This is a genomic window from Marcopretia estuarina LEGE 06307 (assembly GCF_056633115.1).
Genome location: NZ_JBSJOY010000006.1, coordinates 52,643 through 68,753, shown reverse-complemented (window position 1 = coordinate 68,753; position 16,111 = coordinate 52,643). Strand labels below are relative to the sequence as shown.

Sequence of the window (16,111 nt, the reverse complement as noted above, 5' to 3'; positions counted from 1 at the left end):
CATGGCCAGCCCCGGTCCCACCGCGCCGATCGCGAGCATCGGCGTGCCCACGGAAATCAAGCGGGACGAACAACGCGTGGCCCTCACCCCCGATGGTGTCAGGGAGCTGGTGTCCCATGGCCTGGAGGTGCGGGTGCAGAGCGGCGCCGGCAATGGTGCGGGCATCGACGATTCCAGCTACGCCGAAGCCGGGGCGCAGCTGGTGAGCCAGGAAGAGGCCTGGGCGGCCCATCTGGTGGTGAAAGTGAAGGAGCCCCAGGCCGAAGAGTTCCGCTTTCTGCGCAGCGACCTGGTGCTGTTCACCTACCTGCACCTGGCGGCCTACCCGGATGTGGGCAGGGCGCTGCTGGAGGCTGGCACCACCGGGGTGGCCTACGAAACCGTTCAGCTCGACAACGGCAACCTGCCGTTGCTCGCGCCGATGAGTGAAATCGCCGGCCGGCTCGCCGCCCAGGTGGGCGCGCACCTGCTCGAAAAGCCCCATGGCGGACGCGGGGTTCTGATCGGCGGTTGCACCGGCGTCAGGCCGGCGCGGGTCGTGGTGCTTGGGGCCGGCACGGTGGGGTGGAATGCGGCCCGCCTGGCGGCGGCGATGGATGCGGAGGTGTTCCTGCTCGATCACTCCCCTCAGCGTCTGCGCAGCCTGGAATCCGACCGAAGCGGCCGGCTGGTGAGCCTGGTGAGCAGCCGGGGCCTGATCGAGCGCATGGTGCCCGGCGCCGATCTGCTGATCGGAGCGGTGCTCACCCCCGGCGGCCGGGCGCCCACCCTCGTCGACGAAGATCTGGTCCGACGCATGAAGCCCGGCTCCGTGATCGTCGATGTGGCGATCGACCAGGGCGGCTGCATCGCCACCAGCCGCGAAACCACCCACACGGATCCAGTGGTCACGATCCATGGCGTGCAGCATTATGCCGTCGGTAACATGCCCGGCGCCGTCCCCTTCACCTCCACCGAAGCGCTGGTCAGCGTCACCCTGCCCTACATCGTCGGCATTGCCGGCCGGGGGCTGGTGGAGGCGGTCACGGAGCGGCCCGAACTGCTCTCGGGACTGAACACGGTGGATGGCGCGGTGTGCCATCCCGGGGTGGCCAAGGCGCTGGGTGTGCCCACTCGCCACCCGATGGCCTGCCTGCGCTGATCGGGATCACTGCCAGCGCTGATCCGGATCAATCCACCGCCGCGCCAACAGCCAGCGAGGGGAGAGGGCGTACCAGCGCTGACGGTGCGATCCCCTCGCGCAGAGCCAGCACTAAACCCGCCGCCTCGGCATAGGTGGCGGCCGGAAGCACCGGAATCCCGAGGGCGTCGCCGCTGACCTTGAGCACACAGGCATTGCTCTGAACGGCGATCACCGGCAGGCCGTGGGCGGCGCAGCGCAGCACCGCCTCCCCCCCCAGCGCGCCGGCGGGAGCCACCACGGCCCCGATCCGGGCGGGGTGGATCAGCTCGGCGGGCAGCGCCGCACCGACCGGGGGGGATGCCGGCTGCAGCGGCACCAGATCAGGGGCGCGGCTCAGGCCCACGAGCACGCAGGGCAGAAACGTGTGCCCCAGTTCTTCAGCTGCGGCGCGAGGATCAAGGCCCACCTCCAGCGGCAGTGGCGCCAGGGCGGGCGCGTGGGCGCAGGGGATCCCCAGCTGGCGTCCCAGCAGGTGACTGATCACCGCCTCGGCACCGGCCAGGCCGTCGACGCCAGCGCCGCCGCGGTAGGCCGCAAGCTCCTGCGGGCCGTTGTCGTCCGGGAAGCGGGTCACGATCGCAATGGCTGTGGCCCCCGCCTCTCGCAGGCGTTCCCCGGCCCGCAGCAGCTCGGCTGGATGCTCAAGCCCACCACCGCTCGCTCCGCTGCTGCTGCGGCTCAACGCCACCCCCAGGGGCCGCTCGGTGGTGAGCACCGGGCCAACGGCAAGGCCGAGCGTGGCCCTGCAGGCATCCGCCACCTGCAGGTGCCGCTGACGCAGTTCCGGCTCGATGCCGGCATCCAGCAACAGTCCCACCTGGCGCTGACGCACGGGTGCGAGCGCCAGATCCCCGGCGGCGAAGCGGTTCAACGCCCAGCCCTCCACGTAGTGGATCCTCGGGTCGCTCCAGTAGAGAGCGGCACCATTCATCACGTTCGGGTGGGTGATCAGGCAGCCGCTGGCCGCCGCCAGCAGGCGCGCGGCAGGTAAACCATCACCGGCATAGCCGCCGATGCAGCATCCGATCCCAGTCGGGATCACCAGCAGGAGCGGCAAAGGCGCCGCTGGGCCGATGGCAGGGGTCATGGCTCCACCAGCAGCACTGCTTCCAGCCGTGCGCGCCTGGCCCCGTGCTCCGCGCTCTCGACGGCCGTGATCGCCCAGCGCAGCGGCACGCCCTCCTCGCGATCGAGAGCCGCCAACACAGCGGCCAGTACCGAAGCGGAGGACGATGGCGCGACTGGTGCTGGGGTTGGCGACGACGCAGCGACTGGAAGCGGCACCCACACCTCCCTGGCGATCAACCGCACGGCATCTCTGGCTTCACGGGCCAGGCGCTCACTTCTGATACTGCCCGAACTGGGCTACGTACAACGCGTCTTCCTGGCCCGCCTTCAGCTGCAGATCACTGCGCGGATAGGCCACACAGAGCAGGGCATAGCCCTGAGTCTGCAGGTCGGCCTTGACACCCATGGCGTCGGGCTGATGCACCGTTCCCTCTGTGATCACAGCCGCACAGGTGGTGCAGACCCCCGAGCAGCAGGAACTGGGCAGTGGCACGCCAGCGGCTTCCGCCGCCGACAGCACCGTCTGATCGGCCGAGCAGGAAAAGGTATGGGTCGCGCCGTCGAGCGCAGCGACGATGGTGAAGGTTTCACTCATGGCAGAGGATGCAAGCAGCGGAGCAACTCCGCTCAGGGAGGGCAGCGGCCCCATCTTCCCGGACGGAGGGCCAGCACGGAGCTCTCAGTCTTCACCGAAGGGCCCGAAGCAGGGAGCGAAGCCCGTTGGCAAAGGAATCGGGGAAACGCCGCTGTTTGGCGCCGGGCGAAACCATGCGGGGAGCGAGGCAGCTGGCGGGAAGCTGCTGGCTGAAAGGTGCTTCCTGAAAGCTGCTGGCTGGAAGCTGTTGGTTCGGACTCTCAGGCCGTGCGCGCAAACGGTGTCCACGAGCCGGGGTGGGGAGCGAGAAACTCAGGGGGATGGCTGCTGGAGGACCGGGCCGAGAGGAAAAGGTCAAAGCTCACCGAGCAGCGCCGCTCGTCGTCCTCATTGGGCAGCACCGCGTGATCGGTGCTCGCAGGAAAAAGCACCAGAAGACCAGCCTGAGGAGCCACGTCCTGCCAGGGGGCGTTGAGGGGGTGATCAGGGGTGATCGGCCCGCTGTGACCGACGGCCAGGCCCGGCACCAGCTCGTTCACCTGACGGTGCGGGAAGAGCCGCAGGCAGCCGCAGCGACCACTGCCATCCCCCGTGATGTAGTACACCGCACTGAGATGGGCGTTGGGGTGATGGTGGCGGCCGACGGCTTGACCCGGCTCGCTCACCACGGGCCAGGCACGCTGCAGGTGCAAGTCAATCTGCTCGGTGTCAAAACCGAGCGCTCGGAGATAGGCCGGCGCAGCAAGTTCAAGCTGCGTCACGAGCCAGCCAAAAGCAGGGCGGCGATGCACCTGCCAGGCGTCATTCAGGTCGCCCGTCCAGGCGCAACCTTCGGACGGATTGCCATTGGCTGCACCGCGAAGCTGCAGGGCCTCCTGCAGCATCACGGCTGAGTCGAGCGGGTCGGGGCGCAGTTGCTGGCGGCCGAGCGCCAGCGGGAACAGCGGCTGGATCTCGATGATGGCCTCAGCCCATCGCCGAGCCACCCACGATTTCCAGGATTTCCTGGGTGATCGCAGCCTGGCGGGCCTTGTTGTAATCGAGAGTGAGCGACTTGGCGAGCTCCTTGGCGTTATCGCTGGCGCTGTTCATGGCCGTCATGCGGCTGGCCAGCTCACTCGCGGCGGCTTCCTGGAGGGAACGAAGCAGTTGGTTGTCGAGGTAAAGCGGCAGCAGGGCATTGAGCAGCTGATCCGGGCTCTGCTCAAACACGAACTCCGACTCCAAAGGCGGAACGCTGTTGCCGGAAGGGACGCCCCGTTCAACCGCCAGCCGACCTTCCCGTGTGGTGAGACGGAAAATCTCATCATCCTGGGCGGCAATGCCCTGGGGGTCGAGCGGCAGCAGGGTCTGGGAGACAGGGCCGCTGCTCACGAGGTTGATGAACTTGGTGTAGATCATCTCCACCCGGTCTGTGCTGCCGGAGAGGAAGGCCGCCAGCACTTCGTCGCCGATCTTGCCCGCCTCATCCGCTGTAGGCACCTGCTCAAGGCCGGTGAACGTGGTGAGGATCGGATAGGAACGGTTCTTGAAGTATCCGGCGGCCTTGCGTCCGATCAGCACCAGTTCCACCGTGAAACCCTGGCCCTTGAGCTCAGCGAAACGCTGTTCCGTGCGCTTGATGATGTTGGCGTTGTAGCCACCACAGAGGCCACGGTCAGCACTCACCACCACAAGGGTGATGTGACGCACAGGCCGGGTCTGTTCAAGCAGCGGGGTGTTGGCCACATCCTCGAAACGCAGACGGGTCTGCAGGTTTTCGAGCATCCGGGCCAGGCGGTCGGCAAACGGCCTCGACCGCAGCACCTGTTCCTGGGCACGCCGCACCTTGGCTGCCGCGACCATCCCCATGGCCTCGGTGATCTTGCGGGTGTTCTTGACCGAACTGATGCGGTCGCGGGTTTCCTTGAGGTTGGCCATGGTTCAGGTGCTTCGCTTCAGGGAGATCAGGCCGAAGCCAGAAGGGTGGAGGTGACTTCGCTGATGGCCGCCTTGAGCATGGCCTCGGAGGATTCGCTCAACTGCTTCTCGGTTTGCACCTGCTCGATATAGGCAGCCGCATTGGTCTTGAGGTATTCCCGCAGCTCGCGAACGAACTGGGTCACCTGATCGATGGCCACGTCATCGATCAGGCCCTTGACCCCGGCATAGACCACGGCCACCTGTTCGGCCAGAATCAGCGGGCTGTACTGGGGTTGCTTGAGCAGTTCACGCAGGCGCTTGCCCCGGCCAAGCTGCTTCTGTGTGGCGGCATCCAGGTCAGAAGCGAACTGGGAGAAGGCAGCGAGTTCGTCGAACTGGGCCAGTTCCAGTTTGAGGGTGCCGGCGATCTTCTTGATGGCTTTGGTCTGAGCTGCACCGCCCACGCGGCTGACCGAAATGCCCACGTTGATGGCGGGCCGCAGGCCGGAGTTGAAGAGGTCGGACGTGAGGAAGATCTGGCCATCCGTGATCGAGATCACGTTGGTGGGGATGTAGGCGGAAACGTCTCCAGCCTGGGTTTCGATGATGGGCAGGGCTGTCATGCTGCCTTTGCCCATGGCATCGGACAGCTTGGCGGCCCGCTCCAGCAGACGGCTGTGGCAATAGAAGACGTCGCCGGGGTAGGCCTCACGGCCGGGCGGGCGGCGCAGCAGCAGGGACATCTGGCGGTAAGCCTGGGCCTGCTTGGTGAGGTCGTCGTAGATCACCAGGGTGGCCTGGCCTTTGTACATGAAGTACTCAGCAATAGCCGCGCCGGCATAAGGGGCGAGGTACTGAAGGGCCGCCGGCTCGGAGGCACAGGCTGCCACAACGATCGTGTAATCGAGGGCTCCCTTCTCACGCAGCACATCAATGACGTTGGCCACTGAAGCCTGCTTCTGGCCGATCGCCACATAGACGCAAACAACACCCTCACCCTTCTGGTTCAAGATGGTGTCGATGGCGATGGCCGTCTTGCCGGTCTGGCGGTCACCGATGATCAGTTCGCGCTGGCCGCGGCCGATCGGAATCATGGCGTCGATCGCGGTGATGCCCGTCTGCATCGGCTCATGCACCGACTTGCGCTGGATGATTCCAGGTGCGGGCGATTCGATCAGGCGGGTTTCCGAGGTGGCAATCTCACCTTTGCCGTCGATGGGCCGGGCCAGCGGATCCACAACCCTGCCGAGCATGGCGTCGCCCACCGGCACTTCAGCGATGCGTCCGGTGGCTTTGACCGTGCTGCCTTCCTGAATGCTGATGCCTTCGCCCATCAGCACCACGCCGACGTTGTCGTCTTCCAGATTGAGAGCAATGCCCTCGGTGCCGTCTTCGAACTCGAGCAGTTCGCCAGCCATCACCTGCTCAAGGCCATAGACCCTGGCGATGCCGTCGCCCACCTGGAGCACCGTGCCGACGTTGCTGACCGATACGGACTTGTCGTAGTCCTCGATCTGCTGCTTGAGGATGGCGCTGATCTCGTCGGGACGGATGGAAACCATGGGTTCAGTTCCCCGCGCGGGGAGGCGATGGAAGGAAAGGAGGGGAGGGGAAGAAGGAGAAAGCCGGGAACCTTGGGGCTCAGCCGCTCTTGGCGAGCGCCAGTCCAAGCCTCCGGACCTGGCCGGAGAGGCTGGCGTCGATCACCTTGGATCCGAATCTGACGATCAGCCCGCCAATCAACGAGGGATCGACGTCGAGCTTGAACTCGACGTTTTCGGTACCAGCCAGCGCCTGCACCTTGGCGCGCAGGGCCTGTTGCTGCTCGTCGCTCAAAGGCGTGGCGGAAACCACGCTGGCCAGAGCGATGTGGCGCTGCTCACGGAAGAGTGTGAGGAAGCGCTCCAGGATCGAATCAAGGATTGAGATCCTCTGACGATCAGCGAGGAGCTTGAGGAGGTTCAGGAACGACGGAGTGAGCTGCTCCTGGAAGAGGGCCACCACAATGGCTTTCTTCGTTTCCGGCTCAATCACAGGGGAAACGAAGGATTGGCGCAACTCAGCGGATTGGTGCCAGAGATCAAGCAACTGCTTGGCCTGCTCGGCAACGAGTTCACTCTCACCGGATTGATCGGTGATCTGGAGAAGGGCTTCGGCGTAGGGCGAAGCGATGGTATTGAGCAAGGGCATCAGACTTCACCCAGCGATTCGATGGAACGGTCGATCAGTGCGAGCTGGGCACCGGCATCGAGCTTAGAGGGGAGAGCTGCAAGAGCCTTTTCGACCGCCAGCCTGGCCGCCTCGCGGCGGAGCTTTTCGCTCACCCTGTCGGCTTCTGATTGAAGATCGTTGCTTGAGCCCTGTTTCAGCAGCGCCATGGCTTCCACCGTGCGGCGCTCGCTTTCGAGCCGGATGGACTCAGCGCGCACTTTGCCGTCGGCCCTGATCTGATCCGCCTTGATCTGAGCCTCGGCCAGATCCTTCTGGGCTGTGGCAAGAGCGGCTGTGGCTGCGCCAAGCCGCTCCTCGGCGTCCTGGAGATCGCTCAGGATCACTTCGCGCCTTCGCTCCAAAGCGCTGCCGAGAACCTTGGGCAGAAACCACACCAGCGCGGCGATCACGATCGCCAGGTTGATGACGTTGGTTTCGAAAAGATTGAGATTGAGCCCGAAATGTCCCTCGCTGGCGAACAGCGGGGTATGGGGCGCCATCAGAAAGAGGGAAGGAGTCATTTCGCAGCCAGCAGACGGTTGACGATCAGTTCGCTGAGAAGATCGGATTCGCCTTCAAGGTGCTCCATGGCCTTCTGACGTTCAGCCTCGATGGTGCGGCGTGCGCTTTCCATGCTGGCGTTGACATCGGCCTGTGCAGCAGCAAGGGCCGAGCGATACAGCCGGTCCATCTCCTCCTCGGCTTCCACGATCAGCGTCTGGGACTTCTGTCGAGCGTCCTTCAGCTGGGCGGTGAGATCGGCGGCGAGGCGCTCGGCTTGTGCAAGCTTCTGCTTGGCATCCGCACGGCTCAGAGTGATGTAGCTGTCGCGCTCTTCAACCGTGCGACCAATTGGCCGGAAGAACAGCAGGTTGAGAACGTAGGTGAGGAGCACCACCTGCACCGCCATGAGCGGCAGGGTGGCATCGAGGTCGAAGAGACCTCCCTCTGGAGCACCGGCTGCGGCGAGCAGAAGCCAGCTGGTCATGGGGCAGGGACGCTGGAAGGATCAGGTACGGCTGCCGTGCAAAGCACGGCAGATGGGTCTGGACGGTTCAAACGAAGCCAGGGTCTGGATCGGGGCCGCACCAAATGAATGGGCTGGTCTCCCGATCCCGACGGACGGCGATCAGCCTGCGAAAGGGTTCGCGAACAGGAGCACCAGGGCCACAACAAGGCCGTAGATGGTCAGAGCTTCCATGAAGGCCAGCGACAGCAGCAGGGTGCCGCGGATCTTGCCTTCGGCTTCGGGCTGGCGGGCGATGCCCTCAACAGCGCCGCCGGCAGCGGTGCCCTGACCGATGCCGGGGCCGATGGCGCCGAGGCCGACGGCAAGACCGGCAGCCACGACGGAGGCGGCGGAAGTGATGGAATCCATTTTGGAACGGGGGGGATGGAAGGCGCCGGTGAAGCGCGGGTTGGACCTGGCGCTTGGGACATCCCCGGATCGGAGATGGGCCCGGCAATGGCCGGACCTACGCGCAGGAGGTTTAGCAGATCGCTGGGACGTGCCTGGGCGGCAGAGGTTCAGTGAGCTTCTTCGTGAACAGCCTCGCCGATGTAGTAGGCAGCAAGGGTGGCGAAGATCAGGGCCTGAATGGCGCTGGTGAACAGGCCAAGAAACATGGCGGGCAGCGGCACAATCAGGGGCACCAGGAAGGCCAGAACGGCCACCACAAGTTCGTCAGCAAGAATGTTGCCGAACAGACGGAAAGAAAGGGAGAGAGGCTTGGTGAAATCCTCAACGATCTTGAACGGAAGCATGATCGGAGTGGGCTCCACGTAGTACTCGAAATACCGGAAACCTTTCCGGCTGAGACCTGCGTAGAAATAGGCGAGAGAAACAAGCAGCGCCAAGGCGATGGTTGTGTTGATGTCGGCGGTGGGAGCACCGAGCTCTCCACTCGGAAGGTGGATCAACTTCCAGGGAACCAGGGCGCCGCCCCAGTTGCTGACGAAGATGAACAGAAAAAGGGTGCCGATGAACGGCAACCAATCGCGGTAGGCCTTTTCGCCGATCTGCTCACGAGCCAGATCACGGACGTAGGACCAGAGGAACTCCAGCAGGTTCTGAACACCCCTGGGATCTCTCTCCAGCTTGCGGGTGCCCACCACGACCAGTGCCAGCAGGGCGCCGATCACAACCCAGGAACTGATGAACACCTGACCGTGGATCACCAGACCACCAATCTTCCAGTAGAGGTGTTTTCCAACCTCCAGTTCGGCCAGGGGCAGCAAGAGAGACAACGGTGCCATCGGTGTGCTGGGGTGACGCAGAAGCGACGAGAAAGGACAGGAGGCCCGGATCGACGGGACGGTGGCCGGGAATCAGCGGTCGGTGAGAGCCTGAAGAATCAAGGCCGGCTTGTAGAGAAGAAATCCAACAAGCGAAGGCACGATCTCCAGATATGGCAACCGGGAGGCTGCCAGCACAAGCACGATCGGCACAAGCAACTGGGACTTGCCGACCGCGCGTTTGTCGCCGCCGATGCGAGCGACACTGCGGGCAAGCATCCGCATGTAGAGCATGCCGGCCAGTGCGCCTACAGCGAGGCTCAAAGCCGTGGAACGATCGAACAGGAGGGCAGCAAGAACAACGGCAAACGCGGAAAGAATCAGCGTGGCCAGCTGAATGCGGCGCTGCAACCTGGCGTAGTCGTCCATACCGTTGGCCAGCGGGGCCTCGGTTGGGAGCGTTGCGTCAGGTTGAACCGGTTGGATCAGAAGCGGAACTTCCGAGGAACGCCCGGAGAGATCGCGCAGGAGCGCTGCCCGCAGATCATTGATTTCCTGAGGAGGAAAAACGTCTGAGGTGGGCTCGAGGCTCAGGGCCTGACGGGAGCCGCCCGAAACACCCCCGGCAGGCATGCCGGATGTGATCTTGGACGCGTCGGGAAGAGCCTGCAAACGCTCCAAATCCATTGGAAAGGCGGCCGGAATCTATCACGGAGCCCGCACAGCTCCCTTGACGTTTCAGGCTGGCACTGGTGCGCTCAGCAACAGCAAACGGTGCTGCCAGAGCCAGCGGGCAGTACCGGCGATGCGGGCGGGCTCCCAGGCGAGCGGCAGTGCCCTGAGCGCTGTGTCCGGTGGCGCCTGCTCGATCTGAGTGAGCAGCTCCACGGCATCCGGGGTGAGATCGCGTGGCCGCAGATCGGGGTCCAGCAGGCTGGCACCGGGCCAGCCCCAGAGGCAGGGGTTGCGGCAGCCGTGCGCAGCCAGCAGCGTGGAGTCGTCCTCCCAGGTCTGCCTGGGCAGCTCGCCACGGCTGAGGAAGAACTCGAAATGGCTGATGTCCGGGTCGAGGGCCTCCACCAACGCCCAACGCTCCCGCTCGGGCAGGGCACGAGCGCGTTCGAGCAGTTCTCCTGACAACAGCCGGGCCGGATCCCAGACCTGGGGATTGGAGAAGCCAGCGAAACTCAGGTCGGCCTGATCGACGAAATCGAAGAGACGCTTGATGTCGTAACTGGTCTCCTGCGGGTGGAGATACATGTCCGCGAAGTTGACGTCGGCCGCCGTATCGAGCGCCCAACGCTGCTCATGGTGGAGACGCAGGCGGTTGGCTGGCGGCAGAGCATCGAACAGCTGGCGCCCCAGGCGCAGTCCTTCGCCATCGCCATTGACCCCCATCAGAGAGAGGGCGGCCTGAACACGGTGAATCTCCCAGCGCCCTCCATCGGCATAGAGGAAAAGGTGCAGGAGCCCGCCTGGGCGCAGCAACGCTGCCAGGGCCTTCAGGCCAGCTTCCGGTTGCCGCAGGTGGTGCAGCACTCCCACGGAATTGATCAGGTCGAAGGGGCCTTCGCCCTGGAGGTCCAGCAGGCTGCGTTGCTCGATCCGCAAGGAGCCGGCCACCCTGGTGCCGCCCGAGCGCTCCAACCGCCGGCGGGCCACCTCCAGCGTGCCAGGGCTGATGTCCACCGCGAGGATCTCGGCCCCAGGGTTGAGATGGGCGAGATAGTCGGTGCTCACGCCCGTACCGCAGCCGGCATCAAGCAGGCGCAAGGGCTCCGCCTGTTCCGGGAGCATCCCCGTGCAGGCGCTCACCACGCAGGGGTAGCACCAGCGCCAGTTGTACCCGGGCGGGGGGCCGTCCTGCAGGGGATCGCCGGGATAAGGGAAGCGGTCGTAGAAGGAGCGCACCGCCGGTGTGGCGGCATCGGCGACTGGCTCGGACACAGGCAAAGGAACGGAGAAGGGGAAAGGCGAGCTTTTCATGGCCGGGCCCAGCCTGTGCCCCTCGTGCCCTCAGGGCTGCAAACATTTGTCTATGGCGTTCAAAAGGGCCGGAAGCTGAGCCGTACCCTGGCCAGGCCTGGTACACGCCCCTCTCCATGACCGTGACCGCCAGCAGCGGCAGCAACAGGGTCAGCCCTCAGCGCTACGACACCCTGCCGCTCTCCAGCGTCCGTCAGGCGGAGCAGCAGGATCGCTTTCCCGAAAAGGGGGAGCTCGACACGCTCCTCACCTTCTTTCAGAGCGGCGCCACCCGCATGGAAGCGGCCCGCAGACTCTCGGCCAATGCGGATGCCATCGTCGCCAAGGCGGCCAACCGCATCTTCGCCGGCGGCACACCGCTCTCCTATCTCGATGAGCCGCTGACGCCCTTTGCGGTCACCGTGCCTGAAGAGGCCGTACTTGCCGCCGACCAGGCCGCCTTCAGCCGTTCGGTGCGCACCTTCGCCCAGGGAACCGGCGGAAGTGGCCTGCTCGGGCGGGTGCTCGAGGGTCTGCAAGCCGACGCCGACGTACGGGTGGTGCTGCCCACGGGCTTCACGCCGATCAGCGTGGCTCGCTACGGCACTGAGCGGATGCGCAAGTCCCTGCGGGACATGGGCTGGTTCCTGCGCTACGTGGGATACGCCGTCGTGGCGGGCGATCCCAGCATCCTGGCGGTGAACACCCGGGGCCTCCGCGACGTCCTGGAGAAAGCCTGTTCCCTGGCCGCCACCAATGTGGCGCTGCAGGAAATGCGAGCAGCAGCGGCCAATCTTTTCCGGCAGGAATCAGAGGCCCGTCAGCTGGTGATCGACTGCTTCAACGTCCTGCTCAAGGAACTGGACGTTCCCACGCCTTCACCGCGCCAGCGCCTCGGCAGCCCTGAGAACCAGGGCCTGCAGCTGCCGGCGATCTACGCCCTCGCAGCCGAATCCCCCCAGCGCTTCGTGATGAAGCCAGGCCTCTCCGGGCGTGAGAAGGCCGAGGTGATCCGGGCCGCCTATCGCCAGGTCTTCGAACGCGACATCGTCAAGGGCTACTCCCAGGTGGTGTGCCCGGTGGAAGCCACCCAGCTGCGACAGGGCCAGCTGGCGATGCGCGATTTCATCCGCGCCCTCGGTCGCAGCAAGGAATACCGCCGCCAGTTTTACGGCAGATTCTCCAACAGCCGGGTGGTGGAGCTGGCCTTCCGTCATTTCCTCGGACGCGGTGTCAGTTCGATTGAGGAGTTCCGCCGCTACTTCGCGATTGTCAGCGCCCAGGGCCTGGCCGGCCTGGTCGACTCCCTGATCAATTCCATGGAGTACGCCCAGGTGTTCGGGGAGGAAACGGTTCCTTACCTGCGCGATCTCGGTGAAGAAGCTCAGGAGAGTGCCGGCTGGGGTTCCAACCGCAAACTCTTCCGGTTCAGCGCCCCGTTCGAAGGCGCGCCTCAATACATCACCCTCTACGCCGCTTACAGGCAGCCTCTGCCCGACCAGCACGTCTACGGCGGCGGCAACGACCCTCTGGGCCTCACGTACGGGGCAATCTTTCCGTCGTCCACGGCCTCGGTGGCCACCCGGCCAGCGCCCTTCGGCTACGACACCCGCCGCATCCTGGTGGGCAACGGCATGAAGCAGCCGGGTCAGATGGACAGCCCCCAATTCCGCGCGTCCACTCCGCGACGGGTGGGGCCGAAGGTGGTTCGCCTCCAGCAGATTTCCACCGGTGGCGCCTCCGTGCCCCGCCGAGGTGGAGAACCCAGCATTCGTGGCACCGAATCCAGCACCCAGGCGGTGATTCGTGCCGTCTACGTCCAGGTGCTCGGCACCGCTGGCTACCAGGGCGAACGACTCACTGTCGAAGAGATCAAGCTGGAGAACGGTGACATCTCCCTGAGGGAGTTCATTCGCCTGGTGGCGCGTTCGAATCCCTTCCGCCGCCGCTACTGGTCGGGTCTGTACATCACCAAAGCGATTGAGGTGATCCATCGACGTCTGCTCGGCCGGCCTACCTTCGGCCGCTGGGAGATCAACAGCTACTTCGACACAGCCGCTCGCAAGGGCTTCTACGGCGTCATCGACGCGATCCTTGAAAGCGCCGAATACAGCCAGTCCTTCGGTGAGGACACCGTTCCCTACGAGCGGTTTGTCACGCCGGCCGATCTCAACGCCCGTCGGGTGCCGAAGCTGAAGGTGCCTTACAACGCGGCAGCGGTTGTGGAGCTCACCCCTGTGCGCCGCCCCGAAACTGCCCGTAACGAGTCGTTCCGCGGTAGCGGCGACCTCACCCAACGCAACCTGCCAGACCGTCGCCTGCAGCGCGTTGTGGGCGGCTGGAGCCCCAAGATCGCCGATGGCGAGCAGCCTGCTGCCCGTCCTTCGGTGGAGGGACCCCAGAGCATCAAGCAGCCGCCGGAGCCCACCCGGCGCTGGAGTGCTGCACGTCAGCGCTTTGGCTACGCGGCTCCTGCCTGGTCACCCGCTCCCGCCCAGACCACGCGCCAGCTTTCTTCTCCGCCGGTGGGGGGCTGGTCTGCCCGCCTGAGCGGCAATGGCGCCAGCTTCACTCAGGTTCGCGAACCCCAGGCCGCGATGGCGAACGCCCTCCAGGGTGCCCGTCCTCAGGGCTTCAGCCGCCGACGTGGCATCGGCGCGCCGATCACCTGGCGGCCCGGAGCCAGCGAGTCTTCACTTCAGGCTGTGATTGCAGCCACCTACCGGCAACTGCTGAATCGCATGCCATTGGCAGCTGAACGGCTCGGTGACGCCGAATCCCAATTGCGTGATGGGCAGATCTCCCTGTCCGAGTTTGTCGGGATCGTCGCGTCCAGTGACCTGTTCCAGCAGCGCCTCAACCGCATGGCCCCGCTTCGCGCCGCCTCTGCGGCCTATCTCGCCCTGATGGGGCGGGCCGGTCAACCCAAAGAGGTGAGCGATTTCCTGGCCGTGCGCGGCAAGCAGGGCCAGACGACCGCCCTGAGCGCTCTGCTCACCAGTGAGGAGTATGCCGCCCGCTTCGGCCGCGACACTGTTCCTTATCTCTGGGGCCTCAACACCGAGGACGGCATCCCATTGCCCACTGTGAACCGAACCGCTGCGCTCTACGCCGGCAACGCCGGACTCACCCCACCCACCCGGGGCGCCATCTGAGCATCAAGCCCAGACACTGATTCAATCTCATCTGCGCCACCCTGCACCTCCTGGATCTCAATCCAGGAGGTTTTTTGTGCTTGGGTATCAATCTGGCCCAACCAAGTGCGCAGATCGAAGTGAAACCTTGGTCAAACTTCAGGGGAGACCTCGCATGATCCTGACAAGTTGGGCGATCAACGTCCAACGGCAGCCAATGTTTTCCATGGAGTTTCCTGACAATGACCCCCAGGAACACGGCGTGATGGATCGGCGAAAATCGTTGCCCCACCTGGGATTTCGCGGTTCGCTCGCCGTGAAGAACTGTTACCGGGCCCAGGCCTGCGGTGGGTCTTGCCGCAGAATGATTCGGCGATCGGCAAGCACGATCGTCAGCCCACGCTTGCAACACCATTCGCTCTGGCCCTCAAAGCCATCGGACGTCGCAGGTCAGGGGGGCATCCCTTACCCACCGGATATCGGTCTCCATAACGGCGACCGCTTGTTTCGAGGCAGAACTGCATGAGCATCGTCTCCAACTCGATCATCAACGCGGACGCCGAAGCCCGCTATCTCAGCCCTGGCGAACTCGACCAGATCAAGTCTTTCGTAGCCGGCGGGCAGCGCCGTCTGCGGGTGGCTCAGGTCTTGAGCGAGAGCCGCGAGCGCATTGTGAAGCAGGCCGGCGGCGCCCTCTTTCAAAAGCGTCCCGACATCATCTCCCCGGGCGGCAACGCCTACGGAGAAGAGATGACAGCCACCTGTCTTCGGGACATCGACTACTACCTCCGTCTCGTGACCTACGGAATGGTCGCGGGAGACGTGACGCCCATCGAAGAGATCGGCATCATCGGTGCCCGCGAGATGTACAAGGCACTGGGCACACCGCTTGAGGCCATGGCCGAAGCCGTGCGGGAGCTCAAGAACGCCTCTCTCGGAATTCTCACGGGAGCCGATGCCGAAGAAGCTGGCTTCTACTTCGACTACGTCATCGGCGCCCTTTCCTGAGCGTTCGCCACACCCCCTGCCCACCGCCTCTTCCCCGGACACATGCAAGACGCGATCACCAACGTCATCAATCAGTCCGACGTTCAGGGCCTTTACCTGGACGATTCCTCCATCGGACGCCTTGAGCAGTATTTCGCCAGTGGCGAACTGCGTGTGAGGGCTGCTGCCACCATCAGCGCCAACGCCTCAGCGATCATCAAAGAAGCTGTGGCCAAGACGCTGCTGTATTCGGACATCACCCGTCCGGGCGGCAACATGTACACCACTCGGAGGTACGCCGCTTGCATCCGCGATCTCGACTACTACCTCCGTTACGCCACCTACGCCATGCTGGCTGGTGACACCTCCATCCTTGATGAGCGTGTCCTCAACGGCCTGAAGGAGACTTACAACTCTCTGGGTGTGCCCATCGGTGCCACGGTGCAGTCGATCCAGGCGATGAAGGAAACGGCAGCTTCTCTGGTCGGCGCTGATGCCGGTCGCGAGCTCGGCACCTACCTCGACTACATCAGTTCCGGCCTGGGCAACTGATCACCTCCCAAGGAACTCAGCGAGGGCTTCTTCATGCGTCTGTTCAAAATCACGGCCTGCATTCCATGCCCAGAAAAGGTGCGGAGTCAGAGGGAGTTGCAAAACACTTTCTTCACCAAGTGGGTGCCGTATGAAAGCTGGTTTGCTGAACAACAGCGAATCATGAAGCAGGGAGGCAAGATCCTCAAAGTCGAACTGGCTACCGGCCGTCGTCAGGTCAACGTCGGCAACTAAGCCTGAGTTTTGCTTCATCTGTAGTGGTCTTCACTGATCATTACC

At 64.4% G+C, this 16,111-nt stretch carries 17 protein-coding genes; 5 read left to right on the top strand and 12 right to left on the bottom strand.

Features of this window, described 5'->3' with window-relative positions:
• Position 1: 1 nt before the first annotated feature.
• Positions 2-1,141, top strand: a complete 1,140-nt coding sequence (gene ald / locus ACWJI3_RS13810; protein ID WP_094512724.1) for an alanine dehydrogenase — start codon at positions 2-4, stop codon at positions 1,139-1,141.
• 28 nt (positions 1,142-1,169) lie between these two features.
• Here the strand turns inward: ald and ACWJI3_RS13805 are convergent, their stop codons facing one another.
• The 12 genes from ACWJI3_RS13805 to ACWJI3_RS13750 all read right to left on the bottom strand — a co-directional run bounded on the left by ACWJI3_RS13805 (position 1,170) and on the right by ACWJI3_RS13750 (position 11,180).
• On the bottom strand, positions 1,170-2,270 hold the full coding sequence (locus ACWJI3_RS13805; protein ID WP_480203973.1) for a DUF3326 domain-containing protein: 1,101 nt from the start codon (positions 2,268-2,270) through the stop codon (positions 1,170-1,172).
• 252 nt (positions 2,271-2,522) lie between these two features.
• Entirely contained in the window at positions 2,523-2,846 is a 324-nt protein-coding gene (locus ACWJI3_RS13800) for a 2Fe-2S iron-sulfur cluster-binding protein (RefSeq protein WP_094512726.1), read from the bottom strand.
• 260 nt (positions 2,847-3,106) lie between these two features.
• Positions 3,107-3,832 (bottom strand): TIGR02466 family protein, encoded by a 726-nt coding sequence (locus ACWJI3_RS13795; RefSeq protein ID WP_480203972.1) that lies wholly within the window; start codon positions 3,830-3,832, stop codon positions 3,107-3,109.
• Positions 3,813-4,766, bottom strand: a complete 954-nt coding sequence (locus ACWJI3_RS13790; protein WP_094512727.1) for a F0F1 ATP synthase subunit gamma — start codon at positions 4,764-4,766, stop codon at positions 3,813-3,815. Before ACWJI3_RS13790 ends, ACWJI3_RS13795 begins: the two co-directional genes overlap by 20 nt.
• Positions 4,767-4,792: 26 nt before the next feature.
• The gene (gene atpA / locus ACWJI3_RS13785) at positions 4,793-6,310 is read right to left on the bottom strand and encodes a F0F1 ATP synthase subunit alpha (RefSeq protein ID WP_094512728.1); all 1,518 of its coding nucleotides are present in this window, start codon (positions 6,308-6,310) and stop codon (positions 4,793-4,795) included.
• Between the two features lie 79 nt (positions 6,311-6,389).
• Positions 6,390-6,938, bottom strand: a complete 549-nt coding sequence (atpH, locus tag ACWJI3_RS13780) for an ATP synthase F1 subunit delta (protein WP_480203971.1) — start codon at positions 6,936-6,938, stop codon at positions 6,390-6,392.
• Positions 6,938-7,459 (bottom strand): F0F1 ATP synthase subunit B, encoded by a 522-nt coding sequence (locus ACWJI3_RS13775; RefSeq protein WP_480204063.1) that lies wholly within the window; start codon positions 7,457-7,459, stop codon positions 6,938-6,940. Before ACWJI3_RS13775 ends, atpH begins: the two co-directional genes overlap by 1 nt.
• Positions 7,460-7,476: 17 nt before the next feature.
• Positions 7,477-7,947 (bottom strand): F0F1 ATP synthase subunit B', encoded by a 471-nt coding sequence (locus tag ACWJI3_RS13770; protein ID WP_094512731.1) that lies wholly within the window; start codon positions 7,945-7,947, stop codon positions 7,477-7,479.
• 141 nt (positions 7,948-8,088) lie between these two features.
• On the bottom strand, positions 8,089-8,337 hold the full coding sequence (atpE, locus tag ACWJI3_RS13765; RefSeq protein ID WP_010315318.1) for an ATP synthase F0 subunit C: 249 nt from the start codon (positions 8,335-8,337) through the stop codon (positions 8,089-8,091).
• Positions 8,338-8,486: 149 nt separating this feature from the next.
• Complete coding sequence (atpB, locus tag ACWJI3_RS13760; RefSeq protein ID WP_094512732.1) at positions 8,487-9,215, bottom strand: F0F1 ATP synthase subunit A; 729 nt, start codon at positions 9,213-9,215, stop codon at positions 8,487-8,489.
• A gap of 72 nt (positions 9,216-9,287) precedes the next feature.
• A complete protein-coding gene (locus tag ACWJI3_RS13755; RefSeq protein WP_480203970.1) occupies positions 9,288-9,881 on the bottom strand; it encodes an ATP synthase subunit I in 594 nt (197 codons plus the stop codon).
• Positions 9,882-9,932: 51 nt separating this feature from the next.
• Positions 9,933-11,180, bottom strand: coding sequence for a class I SAM-dependent methyltransferase (locus ACWJI3_RS13750; protein WP_480203969.1), 1,248 nt, complete (start codon positions 11,178-11,180; stop codon positions 9,933-9,935).
• Positions 11,181-11,296: 116 nt separating this feature from the next.
• On the opposite strand from ACWJI3_RS13750, the gene ACWJI3_RS13745 reads away from it, so the two are divergent.
• The 4 genes from ACWJI3_RS13745 (at position 11,297) to ACWJI3_RS13730 (ending at position 16,066) form a co-directional block, all read left to right on the top strand.
• On the top strand, positions 11,297-14,314 hold the full coding sequence (locus ACWJI3_RS13745; RefSeq protein WP_255101111.1) for a phycobilisome rod-core linker polypeptide: 3,018 nt from the start codon (positions 11,297-11,299) through the stop codon (positions 14,312-14,314).
• Between the two features lie 501 nt (positions 14,315-14,815).
• On the top strand, positions 14,816-15,301 hold the full coding sequence (locus ACWJI3_RS13740) for a globin family protein (RefSeq protein WP_094512735.1): 486 nt from the start codon (positions 14,816-14,818) through the stop codon (positions 15,299-15,301).
• A gap of 42 nt (positions 15,302-15,343) precedes the next feature.
• Complete coding sequence (apcB, locus tag ACWJI3_RS13735) at positions 15,344-15,832, top strand: allophycocyanin subunit beta (protein WP_094512736.1); 489 nt, start codon at positions 15,344-15,346, stop codon at positions 15,830-15,832.
• A gap of 33 nt (positions 15,833-15,865) precedes the next feature.
• On the top strand, positions 15,866-16,066 hold the full coding sequence (locus ACWJI3_RS13730; RefSeq protein ID WP_094512737.1) for a phycobilisome linker polypeptide: 201 nt from the start codon (positions 15,866-15,868) through the stop codon (positions 16,064-16,066).
• Positions 16,067-16,111: the final 45 nt, after the last annotated feature.

Excerpts from the sequence above, each read along its gene's own strand:
- ald (WP_094512724.1), top strand. The coding sequence starts at position 2 with ATGGCCAGCCCCGGTCCCACCGCGCCGATCGCGAGCATCGGCGTGCCC.
- ACWJI3_RS13805 (WP_480203973.1), bottom strand. The coding sequence starts at position 2,270 with ATGACCCCTGCCATCGGCCCAGCGGCGCCTTTGCCGCTCCTGCTGGTG.
- ACWJI3_RS13800 (WP_094512726.1), bottom strand. The coding sequence starts at position 2,846 with ATGAGTGAAACCTTCACCATCGTCGCTGCGCTCGACGGCGCGACCCAT.
- ACWJI3_RS13790 (WP_094512727.1), bottom strand. The coding sequence starts at position 4,766 with ATGGCCAACCTCAAGGAAACCCGCGACCGCATCAGTTCGGTCAAGAAC.
- atpA (WP_094512728.1), bottom strand. The coding sequence starts at position 6,310 with ATGGTTTCCATCCGTCCCGACGAGATCAGCGCCATCCTCAAGCAGCAG.
- atpH (WP_480203971.1), bottom strand. The coding sequence starts at position 6,938 with ATGCCCTTGCTCAATACCATCGCTTCGCCCTACGCCGAAGCCCTTCTC.
- ACWJI3_RS13775 (WP_480204063.1), bottom strand. The coding sequence starts at position 7,459 with ATGGCGCCCCATACCCCGCTGTTCGCCAGCGAGGGACATTTCGGGCTC.
- ACWJI3_RS13770 (WP_094512731.1), bottom strand. The coding sequence starts at position 7,947 with ATGACCAGCTGGCTTCTGCTCGCCGCAGCCGGTGCTCCAGAGGGAGGT.
- atpE (WP_010315318.1), bottom strand. The coding sequence starts at position 8,337 with ATGGATTCCATCACTTCCGCCGCCTCCGTCGTGGCTGCCGGTCTTGCC.
- atpB (WP_094512732.1), bottom strand. The coding sequence starts at position 9,215 with ATGGCACCGTTGTCTCTCTTGCTGCCCCTGGCCGAACTGGAGGTTGGA.
- ACWJI3_RS13755 (WP_480203970.1), bottom strand. The coding sequence starts at position 9,881 with ATGGATTTGGAGCGTTTGCAGGCTCTTCCCGACGCGTCCAAGATCACA.
- ACWJI3_RS13750 (WP_480203969.1), bottom strand. The coding sequence starts at position 11,180 with ATGAAAAGCTCGCCTTTCCCCTTCTCCGTTCCTTTGCCTGTGTCCGAG.
- ACWJI3_RS13745 (WP_255101111.1), top strand. The coding sequence starts at position 11,297 with ATGACCGTGACCGCCAGCAGCGGCAGCAACAGGGTCAGCCCTCAGCGC.
- ACWJI3_RS13740 (WP_094512735.1), top strand. The coding sequence starts at position 14,816 with ATGAGCATCGTCTCCAACTCGATCATCAACGCGGACGCCGAAGCCCGC.
- apcB (WP_094512736.1), top strand. The coding sequence starts at position 15,344 with ATGCAAGACGCGATCACCAACGTCATCAATCAGTCCGACGTTCAGGGC.
- ACWJI3_RS13730 (WP_094512737.1), top strand. The coding sequence starts at position 15,866 with ATGCGTCTGTTCAAAATCACGGCCTGCATTCCATGCCCAGAAAAGGTG.